This is a genomic window from Corallococcus sp. AB018, assembly GCF_003986945.1.
GTDB lineage: Bacteria > Myxococcota > Myxococcia > Myxococcales > Myxococcaceae > Corallococcus > Corallococcus exiguus.
Window position 1 is genome coordinate 26,865 of sequence record NZ_RAWR01000052.1, and the last position, 19,346, is coordinate 46,210.

The 19,346-nt window shown below is 70.7% G+C and carries 1 protein-coding gene; it reads left to right on the plus strand.

Going from position 1 to position 19,346, the window contains the following annotated elements:
• A partial coding sequence (locus D7Y11_RS13465; RefSeq protein ID WP_148139204.1) for a non-ribosomal peptide synthetase occupies positions 1 to 19,346 on the plus strand: 19,346 nt, incomplete at its 3' end.

Below are 19,346 nucleotides of genomic sequence, written 5' to 3' on the forward strand. Positions count from 1 at the left end.
ATGAGCGACATCAACAAGCGTATCGCAGCCCTCTCGCCCGAGAAGCAGGCCCAGCTGCTCCGTCAACTCCGCAAGAAGGACACCCAGTCGGCCCGTCCGGCCATCACCGCGCGCCCGCGCACGGGTGACTCGGCGCCGCTGTCCTTCGCCCAGCAGCGCCTCTGGTTCCTGGACCGGATGGAGCCGGGCACGCCCACGTACAACATGCCGGCGGCCGTGAAGCTCGAGGGCTCGCTCGACGTGGCCGCGCTGGAGCAGTGCTTCGCGGAGCTGCTCCGTCGTCACGAGTCGCTGCGGACCATCTTCCGCGACGAGGAGGGCCATGCGGTCCAGGTCATCTCGCCGCCGCGCCCGTGCCCGGTGGCCCTGCATGACCTGACGTCGCTGCCCGAGTCCACGCGCGAGCAGGAGGCGCTGCGGCTGACGCGAGAGGAACAGCAGAAGCCCTTCGACCTCACCCGCGGTCCGCTGCTGCGGGCCACGCTGCTGCGGCTGGGCAAGCACGAGCACGTGCTGCTCCTGACGATGCACCACATCGTCTCGGACGGCTGGTCCATGGACGTGTTGGTGCGGGAGATGGGGCTGCTGTACGGGGCCTTGTCACGCGCTGAGGCCCCGCGGCTGCCCGAGGCGCCGGTGCAGTACGCCGACTACGCGCTGTGGCAGCGGGAGTGGCTCCAGGGGCCGGTGCTGGAGAATCAGCTCAAGTGGTGGCGCGAGCAGCTCGCCGACGTGACTCCGGTGCTGGAGCTGCCGACGGACAGGCCGCGTCCCTCGGTGCAGAGCTTCCGGGGCGCGAGCCGCGAGTCCCTGCTGCCGCGCGCCCTGTACGAGCAGTTGAAGGCGCTGGGGCAGGCGCAGGCGATGTCGCCCTTCATGGTGCTGCTGACCGCGTGGCAGACCCTGTTGTCGCGCTACTCGGGGCAGGAGGACATCTGCGTCGGAACGCCCATCTCCGGCCGGCATCAGTCCGAGCTGGAAGGGCTCATCGGCTTCTTCGTCAACACGCTGGTGGTGCGCACCCGGATCTCCCCCGAGGCGAGCTTCCAGGAGCTGCTGGGCCGCGTGAAGGCCTCGACCGTGGGCGCGTACGCGCACCAGGACGTGCCCTTCGAGAAGCTCGTGGAGGACCTGAAGCCCGCCCGCAACCTGAGCTACTCACCGCTCTTCCAGGTGATGATGAACCTGGAGCAGGCGAAGCCTCCTCGGCTGGAGCTCCCGGGGCTCACGCTGACGCCGATGCCGCAGGCGGATCAGGTCGCGAAGTTCGACCTCGAGCTGCTCTTCAAGGAAGAGCCCGAGGGACTGCGCGCCGTGCTGGTCTACAGCACGGACCTGTTCGATGCGGCCACGGCGCAGCGGATGTTGGGGCACCTGCGCGTGCTGCTGGAGTCCGCCGCGGCCCACCCCGAGCGTTCGCTCTCCGAGGTGACGCTGCTGACGGAGGCGGAGCGTCAGCAGGTGCTGAAGGGCTGGAACGCGACGGAGCAGGAGTACGCGCGCGAAAGCAGCATCGCGGAGGAGTTCTCGCGTCAGGTGGCGCAGCGGCCGGACGCAGTGGCGGTGGAGTGCGGGGAGGAGAAGCTGACGTACGGGCAGCTGGATGAGAAGGCGAACCAGCTGGCGCACTTGCTGAGGAGTAAGGGAGTCGGAGCCGAGGAGCGGGTGGGGCTGTGCCTGGAGCGCTCGGTGGAGTTGGTGGTGGCGCTGGTGGGCATCGCGAAGTCCGGAGGCGCGTACGTGCCTTTGGAAGCGGACTACCCCCAGGCGCGGCTGGAGCAGATGGTGGGCGAGGTGAAGCCGCGGGTGGTGGTGACGCGGCGAGCGCTGGCGGAGAAGCTGCCGGTGCAGGGCGTGGAGTGCGTGCTGCTGGAGGAAGTGCAGACGCAACTGGCACAGCAGCCGAAGCACGCGCCGAAGAGTGGAGTGGGTGGACGCAACCTGGCGTACATCGACTTCACGTCGGGAAGCACGGGCAAGCCCAAAGGCGTGTGCACGGAGCAGCGGGGCGTGCTGCGCACGGTGAAGGGGACGAAGTACGCGCAGCTGGGGCCTGAAGAGACGCTGCTGCTGATTGCCCCGGTGTCGTTTGACGCCTCGACGCTGGAGGTATGGGGCAGCCTGCTGAATGGGGCGCGGCTGGTGGTGTACCCGCCGGGGCCGGTGGGAGACGTGGAAGAGTTGAAGCGGGTGGTGAAGGGGAAGGGCGTGACGACGCTGCACCTGACGGCGGGCCTCTTCGCGCAGGTGGTGGACGCGGACGTGGAGGTGCTGCGCGGCCTCAAGCAGTTGCTGACGGGCGGAGACGTGGTGTCGGCGCCGCATGTGCGTCGGGTGGTGGAGGAGCTGAAGGTGCCGGTGACGGCGTGCTACGGCCCGACGGAGAACACGCTCTTCACCAGCTGCCACCGGATGACGGAAGGCAGCCAGGTGGGCGAAGTGGTGGCCATCGGCCATCCGATTGGCAACACGCGCGTGTACGTGCTGGACGCGGCGCTGAACCCGGTGCCGGTGGGCGTGGCCGGAGAGCTGTACGCGGCCGGCGAGGGCGTGGCGCGAGGCTACCTGGGAAGCGCGGAGCTGACGGCGGAGCGCTTCGTACCGGACGTGCACGGAGGCCTGTCCGGAGAGCGGATGTACCGGACGGGAGACCTGGCGCGGTGGCGTGCGGACGGGACGCTGGAGTTCCTGGGCCGAGCGGACACGCAGGTGAAGGTGAGAGGCTTCCGAATCGAGCTGGGCGAAGTGGAAGGAGCGCTGCGAGCGCACCCTGCGGTGAAGGAAGCGGTGGTGGTGGCCAAGGGCCAGGGCGCGGGCGACAAGCGCCTCATCGCCTACGTGGTGCCGAAGGCGGAAGGGTGGCCTGGAGTCTCCGGGCTGCGGGAGCACGTCAAGGCGAAGCTCCCCGAGTACATGGTGCCCTCGGCGTTCGTGGCGCTGGAGACGCTGCCGCTGACGTCGAACGGCAAGGTGGATCGCAAGGCCCTGCCCGAGCCGGAGAGCGTCCGCCCGGAGCTCGCGCGTCAGTATGTGGCGCCGCGCACGGAGGTGGAGACGACGCTGGCGGAGGTCTGGGCGCAGGTGCTTGGCCTGAATCGCGTGGGTGTGCAGGACAACTTCTTCGAGCTGGGCGGTGACTCCATCCTGAGCCTGCAGGTGGTGGCTCGGGCTCGGAGGGCCGGTCTGGAGATCTCTCCGAGGCAGCTCTTCCAGAAGCAGACGGTGGAGGAACTGGCGCAGGTCGCGAAGGTCGCCCTGGAGGCCGGAGAGCAGAAGCCGGTGGAAGGCGCGGTGGAGCTGACGCCCGTGCAGCAGGCCTTCTTCGCGCAGGAGCGCAATCAGGCGCACCACTTCAACCAGTCGCTGTTGCTGGACGTCGCGGGAGAAGTCGAAGCCGCGGTGCTGGAGAAGGCGCTGAACGAGGTGGTGAAGCACCACGACGCGCTGCGAATGCGCTTCGAGCGGGTGGGCGGCGCGTGGAAGCAGCACAACGCGAGCGTGGAAGAAGCCGGCGCGCTGAAGCTGGAGCAGGTGGACCTGCGCGGGGCGCAGGACATAGCCGCGCAACTGGAGCAGGTGGCGACGCAGGTGCAGGGCAGCCTGGAGCTGGAGAAGGGCCCGCTGGTGAAGGCGGTGCTCTTCGAGCTGGGAGAGAAGGGCCGGCGGCTGCTGGTGGTGGTGCACCACCTGGTGGTGGATGGGGTGTCGTGGCGGGTGGTGGTGGAGGACGTGGAGCGGGCGTGCGAGCAGGTGGCGAGGGGCGAGGCGGTGGAGCTGGGTCCGAAGAGCGCCTCGTACCAGCAGTGGGCGAGGAGGCTGAAGGAGTACGCGGGGCAGGTGGAAGGGGAGGTGGCGTACTGGGAATCCCAGGGCGCCGCGCAGGTGCCGTCGCTGCCGGTGGACGAAGCGGGCGGGAAGAATGAGACGGGCTTGGAGGGAGAAGTCCGTCTGGAGTTGAGCCGCGAGGAGACGGCGGCGCTGCTGCGCGAGGTACCCGGGGCGTACCGGGCGCGAGTGGATGAGGTGCTGCTGGCGGGCCTGGCGGCGGCGCTGAAGAAGTGGAGAGGGTTGGAGCGGGTACGGGTGGAGCTGGAAGGCCACGGGCGCGAAGAGGAAGTGGGGCTGGAGGTGTCGCGCACGGTGGGTTGGTTCACCAGCGTGTACCCGGTGGTGGTGGAAGCGCCGAAGGCGGAAGGCGCGGGCGCGTGGGTGAGGGCGGTGAAGGAGTCGGTGCGGCGGGTGCCCGGCAAGGGCCTGGGCTTCGGGCTGCTGAAGTACCTGGGCGCGGAAGAGTCGCGGCGGACGCTGGCGGCACTGCCGAAGGCGGAAGTCGTCTTCAACTACCTGGGTCAGTTGGACGCGGCGGCCGCGCAGTCGAAGTACTTCGCGCAAGCGAAGGAGCGTGCGGGCGAGGCGCACGCGAAGGGCGAGAAGCGCGCGCACGTGCTGGGCGTCAACGGGTTGGTGGTGGGCGGCCGATTGGAAGTGGCCATTGAATACGGCCGGGAGCTGCACCGCCGCGAGAGCGTCGAGGAGCTGGCCCGGGAGTACGAGCGGCAGCTGAAGAAGCTGCTGAACGAGTTGCGGGAACCGGACGCCGGGGTGTGGACGGCGGTGGACTTCCCGCTGGTGAAGGCGAGCCCTCCGCAGTTGGAGAAGGTGCTGGGCCGGGGCGAGGGCGTGGAGGACGTCTATCCGCTCTCTCCGTTGCAGCAGGGTTTGCTCTTCCACTCGCTGCTGGAAGGCGGCAGCGGTGTGTACGTGGAGCAGCTCGCGTGGGAGGTGCGCGGCGGGCTGAAGGTGGAGGCGCTGAAGCAGGCGTGGCAGACGGTGGTGGAGCGGCTGTCCATCCTGCGCACGCGCTTCCTCTGGGAAGGGCTGGAGGAGCCGCTGCAGGTGGTGCAACGCACGGTGCAGTTGCCGTGGGAAGAGCGTGACTGGAGCAGCCTGGGTCGCGAGGCGCAGCAGCACGCGCTGGACGAGTACCTGAAGGAAGACGCCCGCCAGGGCTTCGAGCTGGGCCAGGCGCCGCTGATGCGCATGGCGGTGATGAAGCTGGGCGAGGAGGGGTGGCGGTGCGTGTGGAGCCACCACCACCTGCTGCTGGACGGGTGGAGCCTCGGTCTGGTGCTGGACGAGGTCTTCACGACGTACGAGGCGCTCGTCACGGGTGGCGAGCTCCGCGGTCAGGTGCGGGCGGCGTATCGCGAGTACATCGCATGGCTTGCGAAGCAGGACACGAAGAAGGCGGAGGCGTACTGGCGTGAGGCGCTGAAGGGCGTGAGCGCGCCGACGCGGCTGCCGCTGGAAGCGCGTGGGGCGAAGGATGGCTCCCATGCCCAGGATGAGCTGGTGCTGCAGCTGACGGAGGAGGAGACGTCGGCGGTGCAGGGCTTCGCGCAGCGGCAGCAGCTGACGGTGAACACGCTGGCGCAGGGCGCCTGGGCATTGGTGCTGGGACGGCATGCGGGCGAAGGCGAAGTCGTCTTCGGCGCCACGGTGGCGGGCCGCCCGGCCGAGCTCGACGGTGTCGAAGGCATGGTCGGCCTCTTCATCAACACCCTCCCGGTCCGGGTGAAGCTCGGTGGCGGCGAGTGGGTGGAGTCGTGGCTCAAGGCCCAGCAGGAGCAGCAGGCGGAGCAGCGGCAGTATGAGCAGAGCCCGCTGGTGCGCGTGCAGGGCTGGAGCGAGGTGCCGCGCGGACAGGCCCTGTTCGAGAGCCTGCTCGTCTTCGAGAACTACCCCATTGATTCGTCGTTGAAGGGCCGTGCCAATCGCTGGGAGGTCGGAGACGTCCGCGTGAAGGAGCGGACGAACTACGCGCTCACGCTGTCGGTGATTCCTGACAGGCAGCTGCGGCTGATGCTCGCCTATGACGTGTCGCGCTTCGAGGCACGCGGCATGGACGCGCTGCTGAAGCAGTGGAAGGTGGCGCTGCTGGGGCTGGTGGCCAGCGCCGGCAAGCGGTTGGCGGACGTATCGCTGCTGACGCAGGCGGAGCGTCAGCAGGTACTGGAGACGTGGAGCGGCACCCGCGTGGCCTTCCCGGAAGCCACCACCGTCGCCTCTCTGTTCGAGGCGCAGGTAGACCGGGCGCCGGACGCGGTGGCGGTGGAGTTCGAGGGACAGCGGCTGACCTACCGGGAGCTGGACGTGCGAGCCAACCAACTCGCGCGGGCGCTGCACCGGCTGGGCGTGGGCCCGGAGGTCCGGGTCGGACTGTGCCTGGAGCGCTCGCTGGATGTGGCGGTGGCGCTGCTCGGCGTCCTCAAGGCGGGCGGGGCCTACCTGCCCCTGGATCCGATGCTGCCTCGCGAGCGGCTCGCCTTCATGCTGAGCGATAGCGGCGCCGAGGTTCTGCTCACCCAGGGCTCACTGCGGGAACGCCTGCCGGAGACCTCGGCTCGCACGCTCTGCCTGGACGAGGCGCGTGAAGCGCTCCTGCGCGAGAGCGGGGAGCGCGTCCCCCGCGGTGCGGGCCCCGGCAACCTCGCGTACATCATCTACACCTCCGGCAGCACCGGGACCCCCAAGGGCACCGCCATCGAGCACCGGAGTGTGGCCAACCTCGTGACCCACGAGGCGGTGGCGTACGGCATCGGGCCGGGCAGCCGCGTGCTGCAGTTCGCCAACCTGAGCTTCGACCTCTCGGTGGAGGAGATCTTCACCACGCTGACCTCGGGGGCCACGCTGGTGCTGGCGCCCGCGGAGCGGCTGTTGCCGGGCGACACGCTGTCCTCGTTGCTGCGGGACGCGAACATCACGGTGCTCAGCCTCACGCCGGCGGCGCTCGCCGTCACGCCGTCCGAGGGGCTGCCCGCGCTTCGCACCGTCATCTCGGGCGGTGAAGCGCTCCCGGCCGAGGTGGTGACGCGCTGGGCCCCCGGCCGGCGCTTCGTCAACTCGTACGGGCCCACGGAAGCCACCGTGGTGGCCACGCTCACGGATTGCGTGGCCGACGGCCGCACGCCGTCCATTGGCCGGCCGCTGGCCAACGTGCGGACCTATGTGCTCGACGCGCGCGGCGGCCTGGTCGCCCTGGGCGTCGCGGGCGAGCTGTACCTGGGAGGCGTCGGTGTGGCTCGGGGCTATCCCGGCCGTCCGGAGCTGACGGCGGAGCGCTTCGTGCCGGACGCGTTCGGCGGCGAGCCGGGTGCCCGGCTGTACCGCACGGGTGACGTCGCGCGCTGGCGCGAGGACGGCAGCCTGGAGTTCGTGGGCCGCGCGGACACGCAGGTGAAGGTGCGTGGCTTCCGCATCGAGCTGGGCGAAGTGGAAGGGGCGCTGCGAGCGCACCCGGCGGTGAAGGACGCGGTGGTGATGGCCAGGGGCCAGGGCGCGGGTGACAAGCGCCTCGTCGCCTATGTCGTGGGCCACGGCCCGGCGGCGGTGGACACGAACGAGCTGCGTCAGGCGCTCAAGACCCGGCTGCCCGAGTACATGGTGCCCTCGGCGTTCGTGGCGCTGGAGACGCTGCCGCTGACGTCGAACGGCAAGGTGGACCGCAAGGCCCTGCCCGAGCCGGAAGGCATTCGTCCGGAGCTGGCGCGTCAGTACGTGGCGCCGCGCACGGAGATGGAGAAGACGCTGGCGGAGGTCTGGGCGCAGGTGCTCGGCCTGAATCGCGTGGGCGTGCAGGACAACTTCTTCGAGCTGGGCGGTGACTCCATCCTGAGCCTGCAGGTGGTGTCCCGCGTGAGAAGGGCGGGCCTGGAGGTGACGCCGAAGCAGCTCTTCCAGAAGCAGACGGTGGAAGAGCTGGCGCAGGTGGTGAAGGCCGCGCAGGCGGTGGCGGATCAGGGACCTGTCGAAGGCCCGGTGGAGCTGACCGCCATCCAGAAGAGCTTCCTGGAAGAGGCCTGGATGAAGCCGAGCCACAGCAACCAGTCGCTGCTGCTGGAGGTCTCGCGCGCGCTGGACGCGGCGGTGCTGGAGAAGGCGCTGGGCGCGGTGGTGAAGCACCACGACGCGCTGCGGATGCGCTTCGAGCGAGTGGACGGCGAGTGGAAGCAGCGCAACGCGAGCGTGGAAGAAGCGGGCGCGCTGAAGCTGGAGCAGGTGGACCTGCGCGGGGCGCAGGACGTGGCCACGGAGCTGGAGCAGGTGGCGACGCAGGTGCAGGGCAGCCTGGACTTGGAGAAGGGCCCGCTGGTGAAGGCGGTGCTCTTCGAGCTGGGAGAGAAGGGCCGGCGGCTGCTGGTGGTGGTGCACCACCTGGTGGTGGATGGGGTGTCGTGGCGGGTGATGGTGGAGGACGTGGAGCGGGCGTGCGAGCAGGTGGAGTTGGGGCCGAAGAGCGCCTCGTACCAGCAGTGGGCCAAGAGGCTGAAGGAGTACGCGGGGCAGGTGGAAGGGGAGGTGGCGTACTGGGAAGCCCAGGGCGCCGCAGAGGTGCCGTCACTGCCGGTGGACGAGGCAGGTGGCCGCAATGAGACGGGCTTGGAGGGAGAAGTCCGTCTGGAGTTGAGCCGCGAGGAGACGGCGGCGCTGCTGCGCGAGGTGCCTGGTGCGTACCGGGCGCGAGTGGACGAGGTGCTGCTGGCGGGACTGGCGGCGGCGCTGAAGAAGTGGAGAGGGCTGGAGCGGGTACGGGTGGAGCTGGAAGGCCACGGGCGCGAGGAGGAAGTGGGGCTGGAGGTGTCGCGCACGGTGGGCTGGTTCACCAGCGTGTACCCGGTGGTGGTGGAAGCGCCGAAGGCGGAGGGCGCGGGCGCATGGGTGCGCGCGGTGAAGGAGTCGGTGCGGCGGGTGCCCGGCAAGGGCCTGGGCTTCGGGCTGCTGAAGTACCTGGGCGCGGAAGAGTCGAGGCGGAAGCTGCGCGCACTGCCGAAGGCGGAAGTCGTCTTCAACTACCTGGGACAGGTAGATGCGACGGCGGCGCAGTCGAAGTACTTCGCGCCGGCGAAGGAAAAGTCGGGCGAGGCGCAGGCGAAGGGTGAGAAGCGCGCGCACGTGCTGGGCGTCAACGGGTTGGTGGTGGGCGGCCGGTTGGAAGTGGCCATCGACTACGGCCGGGAGCTGCACCGCCGCGAGAGCGTCGAGGAGTTGGCGCGGCACTACGCCCAGGAGTTGCGTCAGTTGCTGCGGCAGCGGACGGAGCCCGAAGCAGGGCTGTGGACGGCGGTGGACTTCCCGCTGGTGAAGGCGAGCCCCCAGCAGTTGGAGAAGGTGCTGGGCCGGGGCGAGGGCGTGGAGGACGTCTATCCACTCTCTCCGTTGCAGCAGGGCCTGCTCTTCCACTCGTTGCTGGAAGGCGGCAGCGGTGTGTACGTGGAGCAGCTCGCGTGGGAGGTGCGCGGCGGGCTGAAGGTGGAGGCACTGAAGCAGGCGTGGCAGACGGTGGTGGAGCGGCTGTCCATCCTGCGCACGCGCTTCCTCTGGGAGGGTCTGGAGGAGCCGCTGCAGGTGGTGCAGCGCACGGTGCAGTTGCCGTGGGAAGAGCGTGACTGGAGCAGCCTGGGCCGCGAAGCGCAGCAGCACGCGCTGGACGAGTACCTGAAGGCGGACAGCCGCCAGGGCTTCGAGCTGGGCCAGGCGCCGCTGATGCGCATGGCGGTGATGAAGCTGGGCGAAGACGGCTGGAGGTGCGTGTGGAGCCACCACCACCTGCTGCTGGACGGGTGGAGCCTCGGTCTGGTGCTGGAGGAAGTCTTCACGACGTACGAGGCGCTCGTCACGGGTGGCGACGTGCGGGGCAGGACGCGCCCTGCGTACCGCGAGTACCTCGGGTGGCTCGGGAAGCAGGACACGAAGAAGGCGGAGGCGTACTGGCGTGAGGCGCTGAAGGGCGTGAGCGCGCCGACGCGGCTGCCGCTGGAAGCACGTGGGGCGAAGGGCGGCACGAGCAACCAGGACGAGGTGACGCTGCAGCTGACGGAGGAGGAGACGTCGGCGGTGCAGGGCTTCGCGCAGCGGCAGCAGGTGACAGTGAACACGCTGGCACAGGGCGCATGGGCGCTGGTGCTGGGACGCCACGCGGGCGAAGGCGAAGTCGTTTTCGGCGCCACGGTGGCGGGCCGCCCGGCCGAACTCGACGGTGTCGAAGGCATGGTCGGCCTCTTCATCAACACCCTCCCGGTCCGGGTGCAGTTGCCCGGTGACGGCGGAGTGGCGGAGTGGCTGAAGGGGCTCCAGAAGCAGCAGGCCGAGCAGCAGCAGTTCGAGCAGAGCCCGCTGGTGCAGGTGCAGGGCTGGAGCAACGTGCCTCGCGGCCAGCAGCTCTTCGACAGCTTGTTGATCTTCGAGAACTACCCTGTCGATGAGTCGCTGAAGGGCCGTGCGAGCCGTTGGGACGTGCGGGATGTCCGCTCGAAGGAGCGGACGAACTACGCGCTCACGTTGTCCGCGATGCCCGGCTCCCAGCTACGTCTGAAGCTGGTCTACGAGACCCCGCGCTTCGAGCAGCGCGGGATGGATGCGCTGCTGAAGCAGTGGAAGGTGGCGCTGCTGGAGCTGGTGGCGAGCGCCGGCAAGCAGCTCTCCGAGGTGACGCTGCTGACGGATGCGGAGCGTCAGCAGGTGCTGAAGGGGTGGAACGCGACGGAGCAGGAGTACGCGCGCGAAAGCAGCATCGCGGAGGAGTTCGAGCGTCAGGTGGCGCAGCGGCCGGACGCGGTGGCGGTGGAGTGCGGAGAAGAGAAGCTGACGTACCGGCAGTTGGATGAGCGAGCCAACCAGCTGGCGCACTTGCTGAGAAGCAAGGGAGTGGGAGCCGAGGAGCGGGTGGGGCTGTGCCTGGAGCGCTCGGTGGAGTTGGTGGTGGCGCTGGTGGGCATCGCGAAGTCCGGAGGCGCGTACGTGCCTTTGGAAGCGGACTACCCCCAGGCGCGGCTGGAGCAGATGGTGGGCGAGGTGAAGCCGCGGGTGGTTGTGACGCGGCGAGCGCTGGCGGAGAAGCTGCCGGTGCAGGGCGTGGAGTGCGTGCTGCTGGAGGAAGTGCAGGCGCAACTGGCGCAGCAGCCGAAGCACGCGCCGAGGAGTGGAGTGGGTGGACGCAACCTGGCGTACATCGACTTCACCTCAGGCAGCACGGGCAAGCCGAAGGGCGTGTGCACGGAGCAGCGGGGCGTGCTGCGCACGGTGAAGGGGACGAAGTACGCGCACCTGGGGCCTGAAGAGACGCTGCTGCTGATTGCCCCGGTGTCGTTTGACGCTTCGACGCTGGAGGTATGGGGCAGCCTGCTGAATGGGGCGCGGCTGGTGGTGTACCCGCCGGGGCCGGTGGGAGACGTGGAGGAGTTGAAGCGGGTGGTGAAGGGGAAGGGCGTCACGACACTGCACCTGACGGCGGGCCTCTTTGCGCAGGTGGTGGACGCGGACGTGGAGGTGCTGCGCGGCCTCAAGCAGTTGCTGACGGGCGGAGACGTGGTGTCCGCGCCGCACGTGCGTCGGGTGGTGGAGGAGCTGAAGGTGCCGGTGACGGCGTGCTACGGCCCGACGGAGAACACGCTCTTCACCAGCTGCCACCGGATGACGGAAGGCAGCCAGGTGGGTGAGGTGGTGGCCATCGGCCATCCGATTGGCAACACGCGCGTGTACGTGCTGGACGCGGCGCTGAATCCGGTACCGGTGGGAGTGGCCGGAGAGCTGTACGCAGCCGGAGAGGGCGTGGCACGAGGCTACCTGGGAAGCGCGGAGCTGACGGCGGAGCGCTTCATTCCGGACGCGCACGGTGGCGTGGCCGGAGAGCGGATGTACCGGACGGGAGACCTGGCGCGGTGGCGCGCGGACGGGACGCTGGAGTTCCTGGGTCGTGCGGACACGCAGGTGAAGGTGAGGGGCTTCCGCATCGAGCTGGGTGAAGTGGAAGGAGCGCTGCGAGCGCACCCGGCGGTGAAGGAAGCAGTGGTGGTGGCCAAGGGCCAGGGCGCGGGCGACAAGCGCCTCGTCGCCTACGTCGTCGGCCATGGCCCCGAGCCCCTCGACGTGAGCCCCCTGCGCCAGGCGCTCGGTGCCCGACTGCCCGAGTACATGGTGCCGTCGGCGTTCGTGACGCTGGAGGCGCTGCCGCTGACGTCCAACGGCAAGGTGGATCGCAAGGCCCTGCCGGAGCCGGACGGCGCGCTGCTGGAACGGGCGCGCGAGTACGTGGCGCCGCGCACGGACGCGGAGAAGTCGCTGGCGGACGTGTGGACGCAGGTGCTGGGCGCGGAGCGCGTGGGCGTGCACGACAGCTTCTTCGAGCTGGGCGGGCACTCACTCCTCGCCACCCGTGCCATCTCACGCATCCGAGAGGCACTGAAGGTGGAGTTGCCCCTCAAGGCCCTCTTCGATGCGCCCACGGTGGCGGAGCTGGCCTCGCTCCTCCAGCGCAGCGCGATGGCGCCGACGACGCAGGCGCCACCGCTGGTCCGCGCGGATCGCTCGGGCCCGCTGCCCCTGTCCTTCGCCCAGCAGCGGCTGTGGTTCCTGGAGCAGCTCGCTCCGGGCGGCTCGCGCTACAACATCCCGGCCGTCTTCCAACTGGAAGGGGCGCTCGACGTGGCCGCCCTGCGGCACGCGCTCCACGCGCTGCAGCAGCGCCACGAATCCCTGCGCACCTCCTTCCGGGGAGAGGCCGGGCAGGTCTGGCAGGTCATCGCCTCGGAGGTGGAGCCGGTCCTGGAGCTCGTCGACCTGCGCCCCATCCCCGACGCCGAGCGCGAGGCCGAGGCCCTGCGCCAGGCCACGCGGGAGGCCCAGCGGCCCTTCGACCTGGGCCGGAGCCCGCTGCTGCGCACCCTCCTGCTGCGGCTGGGTGAGCACACCCACGTGCTGGTGCTCACCGTGCACCACATCGTCTTCGACGGCTGGTCCACGCAGGTCCTCGTCCGCGACCTCACCGCGCTGTACGACGCCCATCGCCGGGGCCACGAGGCCCCGCTGCCTCCGCTGTCCATGCAGTACGCCGACTACGCGGTGTGGCAGCGCGCGTGGCTCCAGGGCGAGGCCCTGGAGTCGCAGCTCGCGTGGTGGAGGGCCCAGCTCGACGGCGCTCCTCCCGCCCTGGAGCTGCCCACGGACAAGCCCCGCCCGGCCGCGCAGTCCTCCCGTGGCGCCAGCCACCCGGTGTCGCTGCCGCGCGAGCTGGTGGAACGGCTCAAGGCACTCGGTCAGCGCGAGGGAGCCACGCCCTTCATGGTGATGCTCGCCGCCTTCCAGGCCCTGCTGTACCGCTACTCGGGCCAGGACGACATCAGCGTGGGCTCGCCCGGCGCCGGCCGTGGCCAGCTCGAGCTGGAGGGCGTCATCGGCTTCTTCATCAACACCCTGGTGCTGCGCACCCGCATGCCGGGCCCGCTCACGTTCCAGGAGCTGCTCGCCCGCGTGCGCGAGGTGACGCTCGGCGCCCACGCCCACCAGGACGTGCCCTTCGAGCGGCTCGTGGACGAGCTGCGTCCCGAGCGCGACCTCAGCCGCAATCCGCTGTTCCAGGCGTGGTTCGTCCTCAACCCCGAGGAGTCCCTGGCCCACGTCCTGCCGGGCCTCACCCTGCGGCCGCTGGCGCTGGAGGACTCCACCACCCAGTTCGACCTGACGCTGTCGCTCGTCGACTCGCCCGACGGCTTCTCCGGCGCCATCTCGTACGCCACCGACCTGTTCGAACCGGCCACCATCGCCCGCATGAGCAGCCACCTGCGGGCGCTCGTGGAGGCGCTGGTGGAGTCGCCCACGCGGCCCCTGGCCACGCTGCCGATGCTCGCTCCGGCCGAGCGGCATCAGCTACTGCGCGCGTGGAACGACACCGCCCGTCCCGTCGCGGCCGAGCCCGTCCACCGCCTCTTCGAGGCCCAGGTGCGCCGCACCCCGGACGCCATCGCCGTCACCTTCGACGGCCAGGAGCTCACCTACGCGGAGCTCAACGGTCGCGCGAACCAGCTCGCACGCTACCTGCGCGCGCGCGGCGTGCTGCCCGACGTCCTCGTGGGTCTCTACGTCGACCGCTCGCTGGAGCTGCTGGTGGGCGTGCTCGGCATCCTCAAGTCCGGCGCCGCCTACGTCCCGCTGGATCCCGCCCTGCCCGAGGACCGGCTCGAGCTCATCGCCGACGAGGCCCGCACGCCGCTGCTGCTGACGCAGGAGTCGCTGGCGGATCAGCTCAGCCACCGTGCCGCCCACACCCTGTGCCTGGACCTGGATTGGGATCGCGTGGAGCGCTACCCGGACCATGACCTGGAGGGAGGCGCCAAGGACAGCCATCTCGCCTATGTCATCTTCACCTCCGGCTCCACGGGCACCCCCAAGGGCGTGCTGCTGGAGCACCGCGGGCTGACCAACACCACCCTGGCCTGCATCGAGGCCCTGGAGCTGGGCCCCGGGAAGCGGGTGCTGCAGTTCTTCTCCTCCGGCTTCGACGCGTCCGTCTGGGAAATCTTCCCGACGCTGGTGTCCGGCGCCCGGCTGACCCTGGCGCGCCGGGATGACCTGATGCCCGGCACGTCCCTGAAGACGCTGCTCGCCGAGCAGGCCATCACCTCCGTGACGCTCACCCCGTCGGTGCTGGCCCAGCTGTCGCCCGACGAGCTGCCGGCCCTGAAGGTGGTGGCCGCGGCGGGCGAGGCCTGCACGCCGGAAGTGGTGGCGCGCTGGAAGCCCGGCCGGCGGTTCCTCAACGCCTACGGCCCCACGGAGACCACCATCTGCGCCACCTTCAGCGCGGACGTGGACGCGGCCCGTCCCACCATCGGCCAGCCCATCACCAACGCCCAGGTGTACGTGCTGGATGCGCACCTGGAGCCCGTCCCCACGGGGCTGCCCGGCGAGCTGTACATCGGCGGCGCGGGCGTGGGCCGCGGCTACCTCGGCCGTCCCGAGCTGACGGCGGACCGCTTCGTGCCGGATCCGTTCCGCGGTGCCCCCGGCGCCCGGCTGTACCGCACCGGTGACCTGGTGCGCTGGCTGCCCGAGGGCTCCATCGAGTTCCTGGGACGGCTCGACAACCAGGTGAAGCTGCGCGGCTACCGCGTGGAGCTGGGCGAAGTGGAGGCCGTGCTGCTCAAGCACCCCGGGGTGCGCGAAGCAGTGGTGCTGGTGCGCGAGGACTCGCCGGGCCTGATGCGGATGGTGGCCTACCACGTCGGGGAGGACGCGCTCACCGCGGCCGAGCTGCGGAGCTTCCTCCAGGCGCGGCTGCCCGAGTACATGGTCCCCTCCGCGTTCGTCGCGCTGCCCACGCTGCCGCTGAGCTCCAGCGGCAAGGTGGACAAGCAGGCGCTGCCGGTGCCGGAGACGCTGCGCGCCGAGGAGGACTTCGTCGGTCCGTCCACCGACACGGAGCGGCGGCTCGCCGCCATCTGGAGCGAGCTGCTCGGCGTGGAGCGCGTCAGCGTGCACGACAGCTTCTTCGACCTGGGCGGCCACTCGCTGGTGGCCACCCAGCTGCTGTCGCGCATCCGCAACGGCTTCCAGGTGGAGCTGCCCCTGCGCGTCGTCTTCGAGGCCCGCACCCTGGCCGAGCAGGCCGCGCGCGTGGACGCCCTCGCCGGACACGCGAGCGGGGCGGACGCCTTCCCCCTGCGGCCCATGCCGCGGCGGGAGCGCATGCCCATGTCCTTCGCGCAGCAGCGGCTCTGGTTCCTGGATCAGCTGGAGCCGGGGATGCCCTTCTACAACATCCCCATCGCGGTCCGGGTCGAGGGCGCGCTGAACGCCGACGCGCTGGATCGCGCCTTCCAGGAGGTGGTGCGCCGCCATGAGTCCCTGCGCACCACGTTCCACGACGGCGAGGACGGTCCGGCCCAGGTGGTGTGGCCCCAGGCGATGCCGCCGCTGTCCCGGATGGACCTGCGCGAGCTTCCGGAAGCGCAGCGCGACGCGCAGGCGCAGCGGCTCCAGGAGGAGGAGGCGCGCCGGCCGTTCGACCTGGCGCGCGGCCCGCTGGTACGCGCCACGCTGCTGTGGCTGAGCGAGGAGTCGCACCTGCTGCTCCTGACGATGCACCACATCGTCTCGGACGGCTGGTCCATGGGCGTGCTGGTGCGCGAGGTGGTGTCGCTCTACGGGGCCTACCGCGACGGCCAGCCCTCGCCCCTGCCGGAGCTGACGCTGCAGTACGCGGACTACGCGGCGTGGCAGCGGCAGTGGCTGCGGGAAGAAACCCTGGAGACGCAGCTCGGCTACTGGCGGAAGCAGCTGGAGGGCGCGCCCTCCTCGCTGGAGCTTCCGGCGGACCGTCCGCGGCCCGCGGTGCGCAGCTACCGGGGCGGGACGCACGTGTCGATGATGGACGCGCGCCTCGCCGGCAACCTGGAGGCGCTGGGCCAGCGCGAGGGCGCCACCCTCTTCATGGTCCTGATGGCGGGCTTCCAGTCCCTGCTGCACCGCTACAGCGGGCAGACCGACCTGGTGGTGGGCACGGACGTGGCCAACCGCAACCACGCGGAGACGGAGTCGCTCATCGGCTTCTTCATCAACCAGCTCGTGCTGCGCCTGCGGATGGAGGGGGACCCGACCTTCACTGAACTGCTGGCGCAGGCGAAGCAGGTGTCGATGGACGCGTACGCGCACCAGGACCTTCCCTTCGAGGAGGTGGTGCGCGCCATCAACCCGGACCGCACCACGGCGCACGCGCCGCTGTTCCAGGTGAAGTTCGTGCTCCAGAACATGCCCGTGTCGGCGCTGGAGCTGCCCGGGCTCAAGGTGAGCGCGGAGGGTGGCGACCCGGCCACCGCGAAGCTGGACCTGACGGTGCTGGTGAACCCCCGGCCCGACGGGCTGGTCATCACCTGGATGTACAGCATGGACCTCTTCGACGAGCCGACCATCGCGCTCCTGGCGCGGCGCTTCCAGCGGCTGCTGGAGGGCGTGGTGGCCCAGAAGGGCGGCGCCCTGCGGCTGTCCCAGCTCCCCCTGCTGTCCGAGGAGGAGCGCAAGCGCGTGCTGGTGGATTGGAACGACACCGCGGCGCCGTACGAGCGGCGGTGCATCCACGAACTCATCTCCGAGCAGGCGGCGCGGGTGCCGGACGCGGTGGCGGTGGTGGCTGGCGACGAGCGGCTCACCTACGCGGAGCTGGAGCTCAAGGCCAACCAGCTGGCGCACTGGCTGAAGGCGCTGGGCGTGGGGCCGGAGACGCGGGTGGGCCTGTTCGTGGAGCGGCGGGCGCACGCGCTGGTGGGCATGCTGGGCATCCTCAAGGCCGGCGGCGCCTACGTGGCCCTGGACCCGGCGCACGCGCACATGAGCGAGCGCGTGCGGCACGTCCTCAACGACGCGCGGGTGCAGGTCATCGTCACCGAGGAGGCGCTGGCCAACGAGCTGCCGTCGCAGGGTGAGTTCCTGGTCAGCCTGGACGCCGGGGACGGGCTCTTGGAGTCCCAGCCGGAGGAGGCGCCGGACAGCGGCGCGGTGCCGGGCAACGTGGCCTACGTCATCTACACATCGGGAAGCACGGGGCAGCCCAAGGGCGTGTGCATCGAACACGGCCAGCTCGCCTGCTACGTGGCGGGCGTGAGCCGCAGGCTGGACCTGCCGCGAGAGATGAGCTTCGCGTCGGTGTCCACGCTGGCGGCGGACCTGGGGCACACCGCGCTCTTCCCCACGCTCTGCGCGGGCGGGGCGGTGCACCTGGTGGACCGGCGGACCGTCTCCGACTCGGCGCTGATGACGGCGTATGGGCGCGAGCACCAGGTGGAGGGCTTGAAGATCGTCCCGACGCACCTGGAGGCGCTGCTGGCGGACGAGGCCGCCCAGGCGCTGCTGCCTCGCAAGCGGCTGGTGCTGGGCGGCGACAAGTCGGAGTGGGCCCTGGTGGAGCGGGTGCACGCGCTCGCGCCGGAGTGCGAGGTGTTCAACCACTACGGCCCCACGGAGACGACGGTGGGCGTGCTCGCGCAGAAGGTGGAGCGCGGCGTGCGCGTGCCCGGGGCGCAGACGGTGCCGCTGGGCAAGCCCCTTGGCAACGTGCGGGTGTACGTGCTGGACGGGTATGGCCAGCCGGTGCCTCCGGGCGTGCCGGGCGAGCTGTTCGTCGGCGGCGAGAGCGTGGGCCGCGGCTACCTGGGCCGGCCGGACCTGACGGCGGAGCGCTTCCTGCCGGACGGCTTCAGCGGCGTGGCCGGCGCCAGGCTGTACCGCACCGGAGACCGGGTGCGGTGGCTGGAGGATGGCCGCATCGAGTTCCTCGGCCGCGTGGACCACCAGCTCAAGATTCGCGGCTACCGCGTGGAGCTGGGTGAGGTGGAGGCGGTGCTGGCGCAGCAAGCCGGCGTGGGCGAGTGCGTGGTGGTGGCGCGCGACGAGGCCGGCGGAAAGCAGCTGGTGGCGTACGCGGTGGCGAAGCCGGGCGTCACCCTGGAGGAAGCGGGGCTGCGCGACCACCTGGCGGCCCGGCTGCCGGACTACATGGTGCCGTCGGCCTTCGTGGTGCTGGAAGCGCTGCCGCTGACGTCCAACGGCAAGGTGGACCGCAAGGCGCTCCCTGCGCCGTCGCGCGTGCGGACGGAGACGTCCTACACCGCCCCGCGCACGCAGACGGAGGAACGGCTGGCGGTGCTCTGGCGGGAGCTGCTCAACGTGCCGCGCGTGGGCGTGCACGATGACTTCTTCGACCTGGGAGGCCACTCCCTGCTGGCCACGCAGGTGGTGGCGCGCGTGCGGGCGCTGTTCGAAGTCCAGCTCGCGGTCATCGACCTCTTCGAGGCACCGACGCTGGAAGGACTGGCGGCGCGCATCGAGGCGGGCACGTCGTCGGACTCGCCGCTGGTGACGCTGCGCAAGGGCGGCGAGGCCCGTCCCTTCTTCTGCGTGCACCCGGTGGGTGGCAGCGTGCTCGGCTATCTGGAGCTGGCGCGGCGCCTGCCGCCGGAGCAGCCCGTCTACGGGTTGCAGGTGCCGGCGAGCGGAGGCGGCGAGACGGTGGAGGAGATGGCCACCCGCTACCTGGAGTCCGTGCGCGAGGTGCAGCCGGAAGGGCCGTACCTGCTGGGTGGCTGGTCGCTGGGCGGACGCGTCGCGTACGAGATGGCGCGGCAGCTGGAGGTCCTGGGCGAGCAGGTGGGGATGCTGGTCGTCATCGACGCGAGCAGCCAGGACGAGGGCCCGGCCGAGGAGGAGTGGCAGGGCGTGCTCGAGTTCGCGGACCACCTGTCGAAGCTGTCGGGCGTGCACCCGCGCGCGGCCGAAGTGCTCCAGCAGGTGGACGCGGTGGAGCTGCGCTCCCTACTGGAGGGGCCGGCCCCCGTCATCCCGGGCCTCGAGGAGGAGGCGTGCGAGGAGCTGCGCGGGCTGTGGCGCGTGTTCGCGCGAAACCGGCGGGCCGCTCGGGCCTTCGTGCCCGGGTCCTATGGAGGCTCGCTGGTGCTGCTGCGGGCCGCCGAGGCGCCTCCGGGACTGGAGGCGGACCTGGGCTGGGGCAGGGTGGCGCGGGG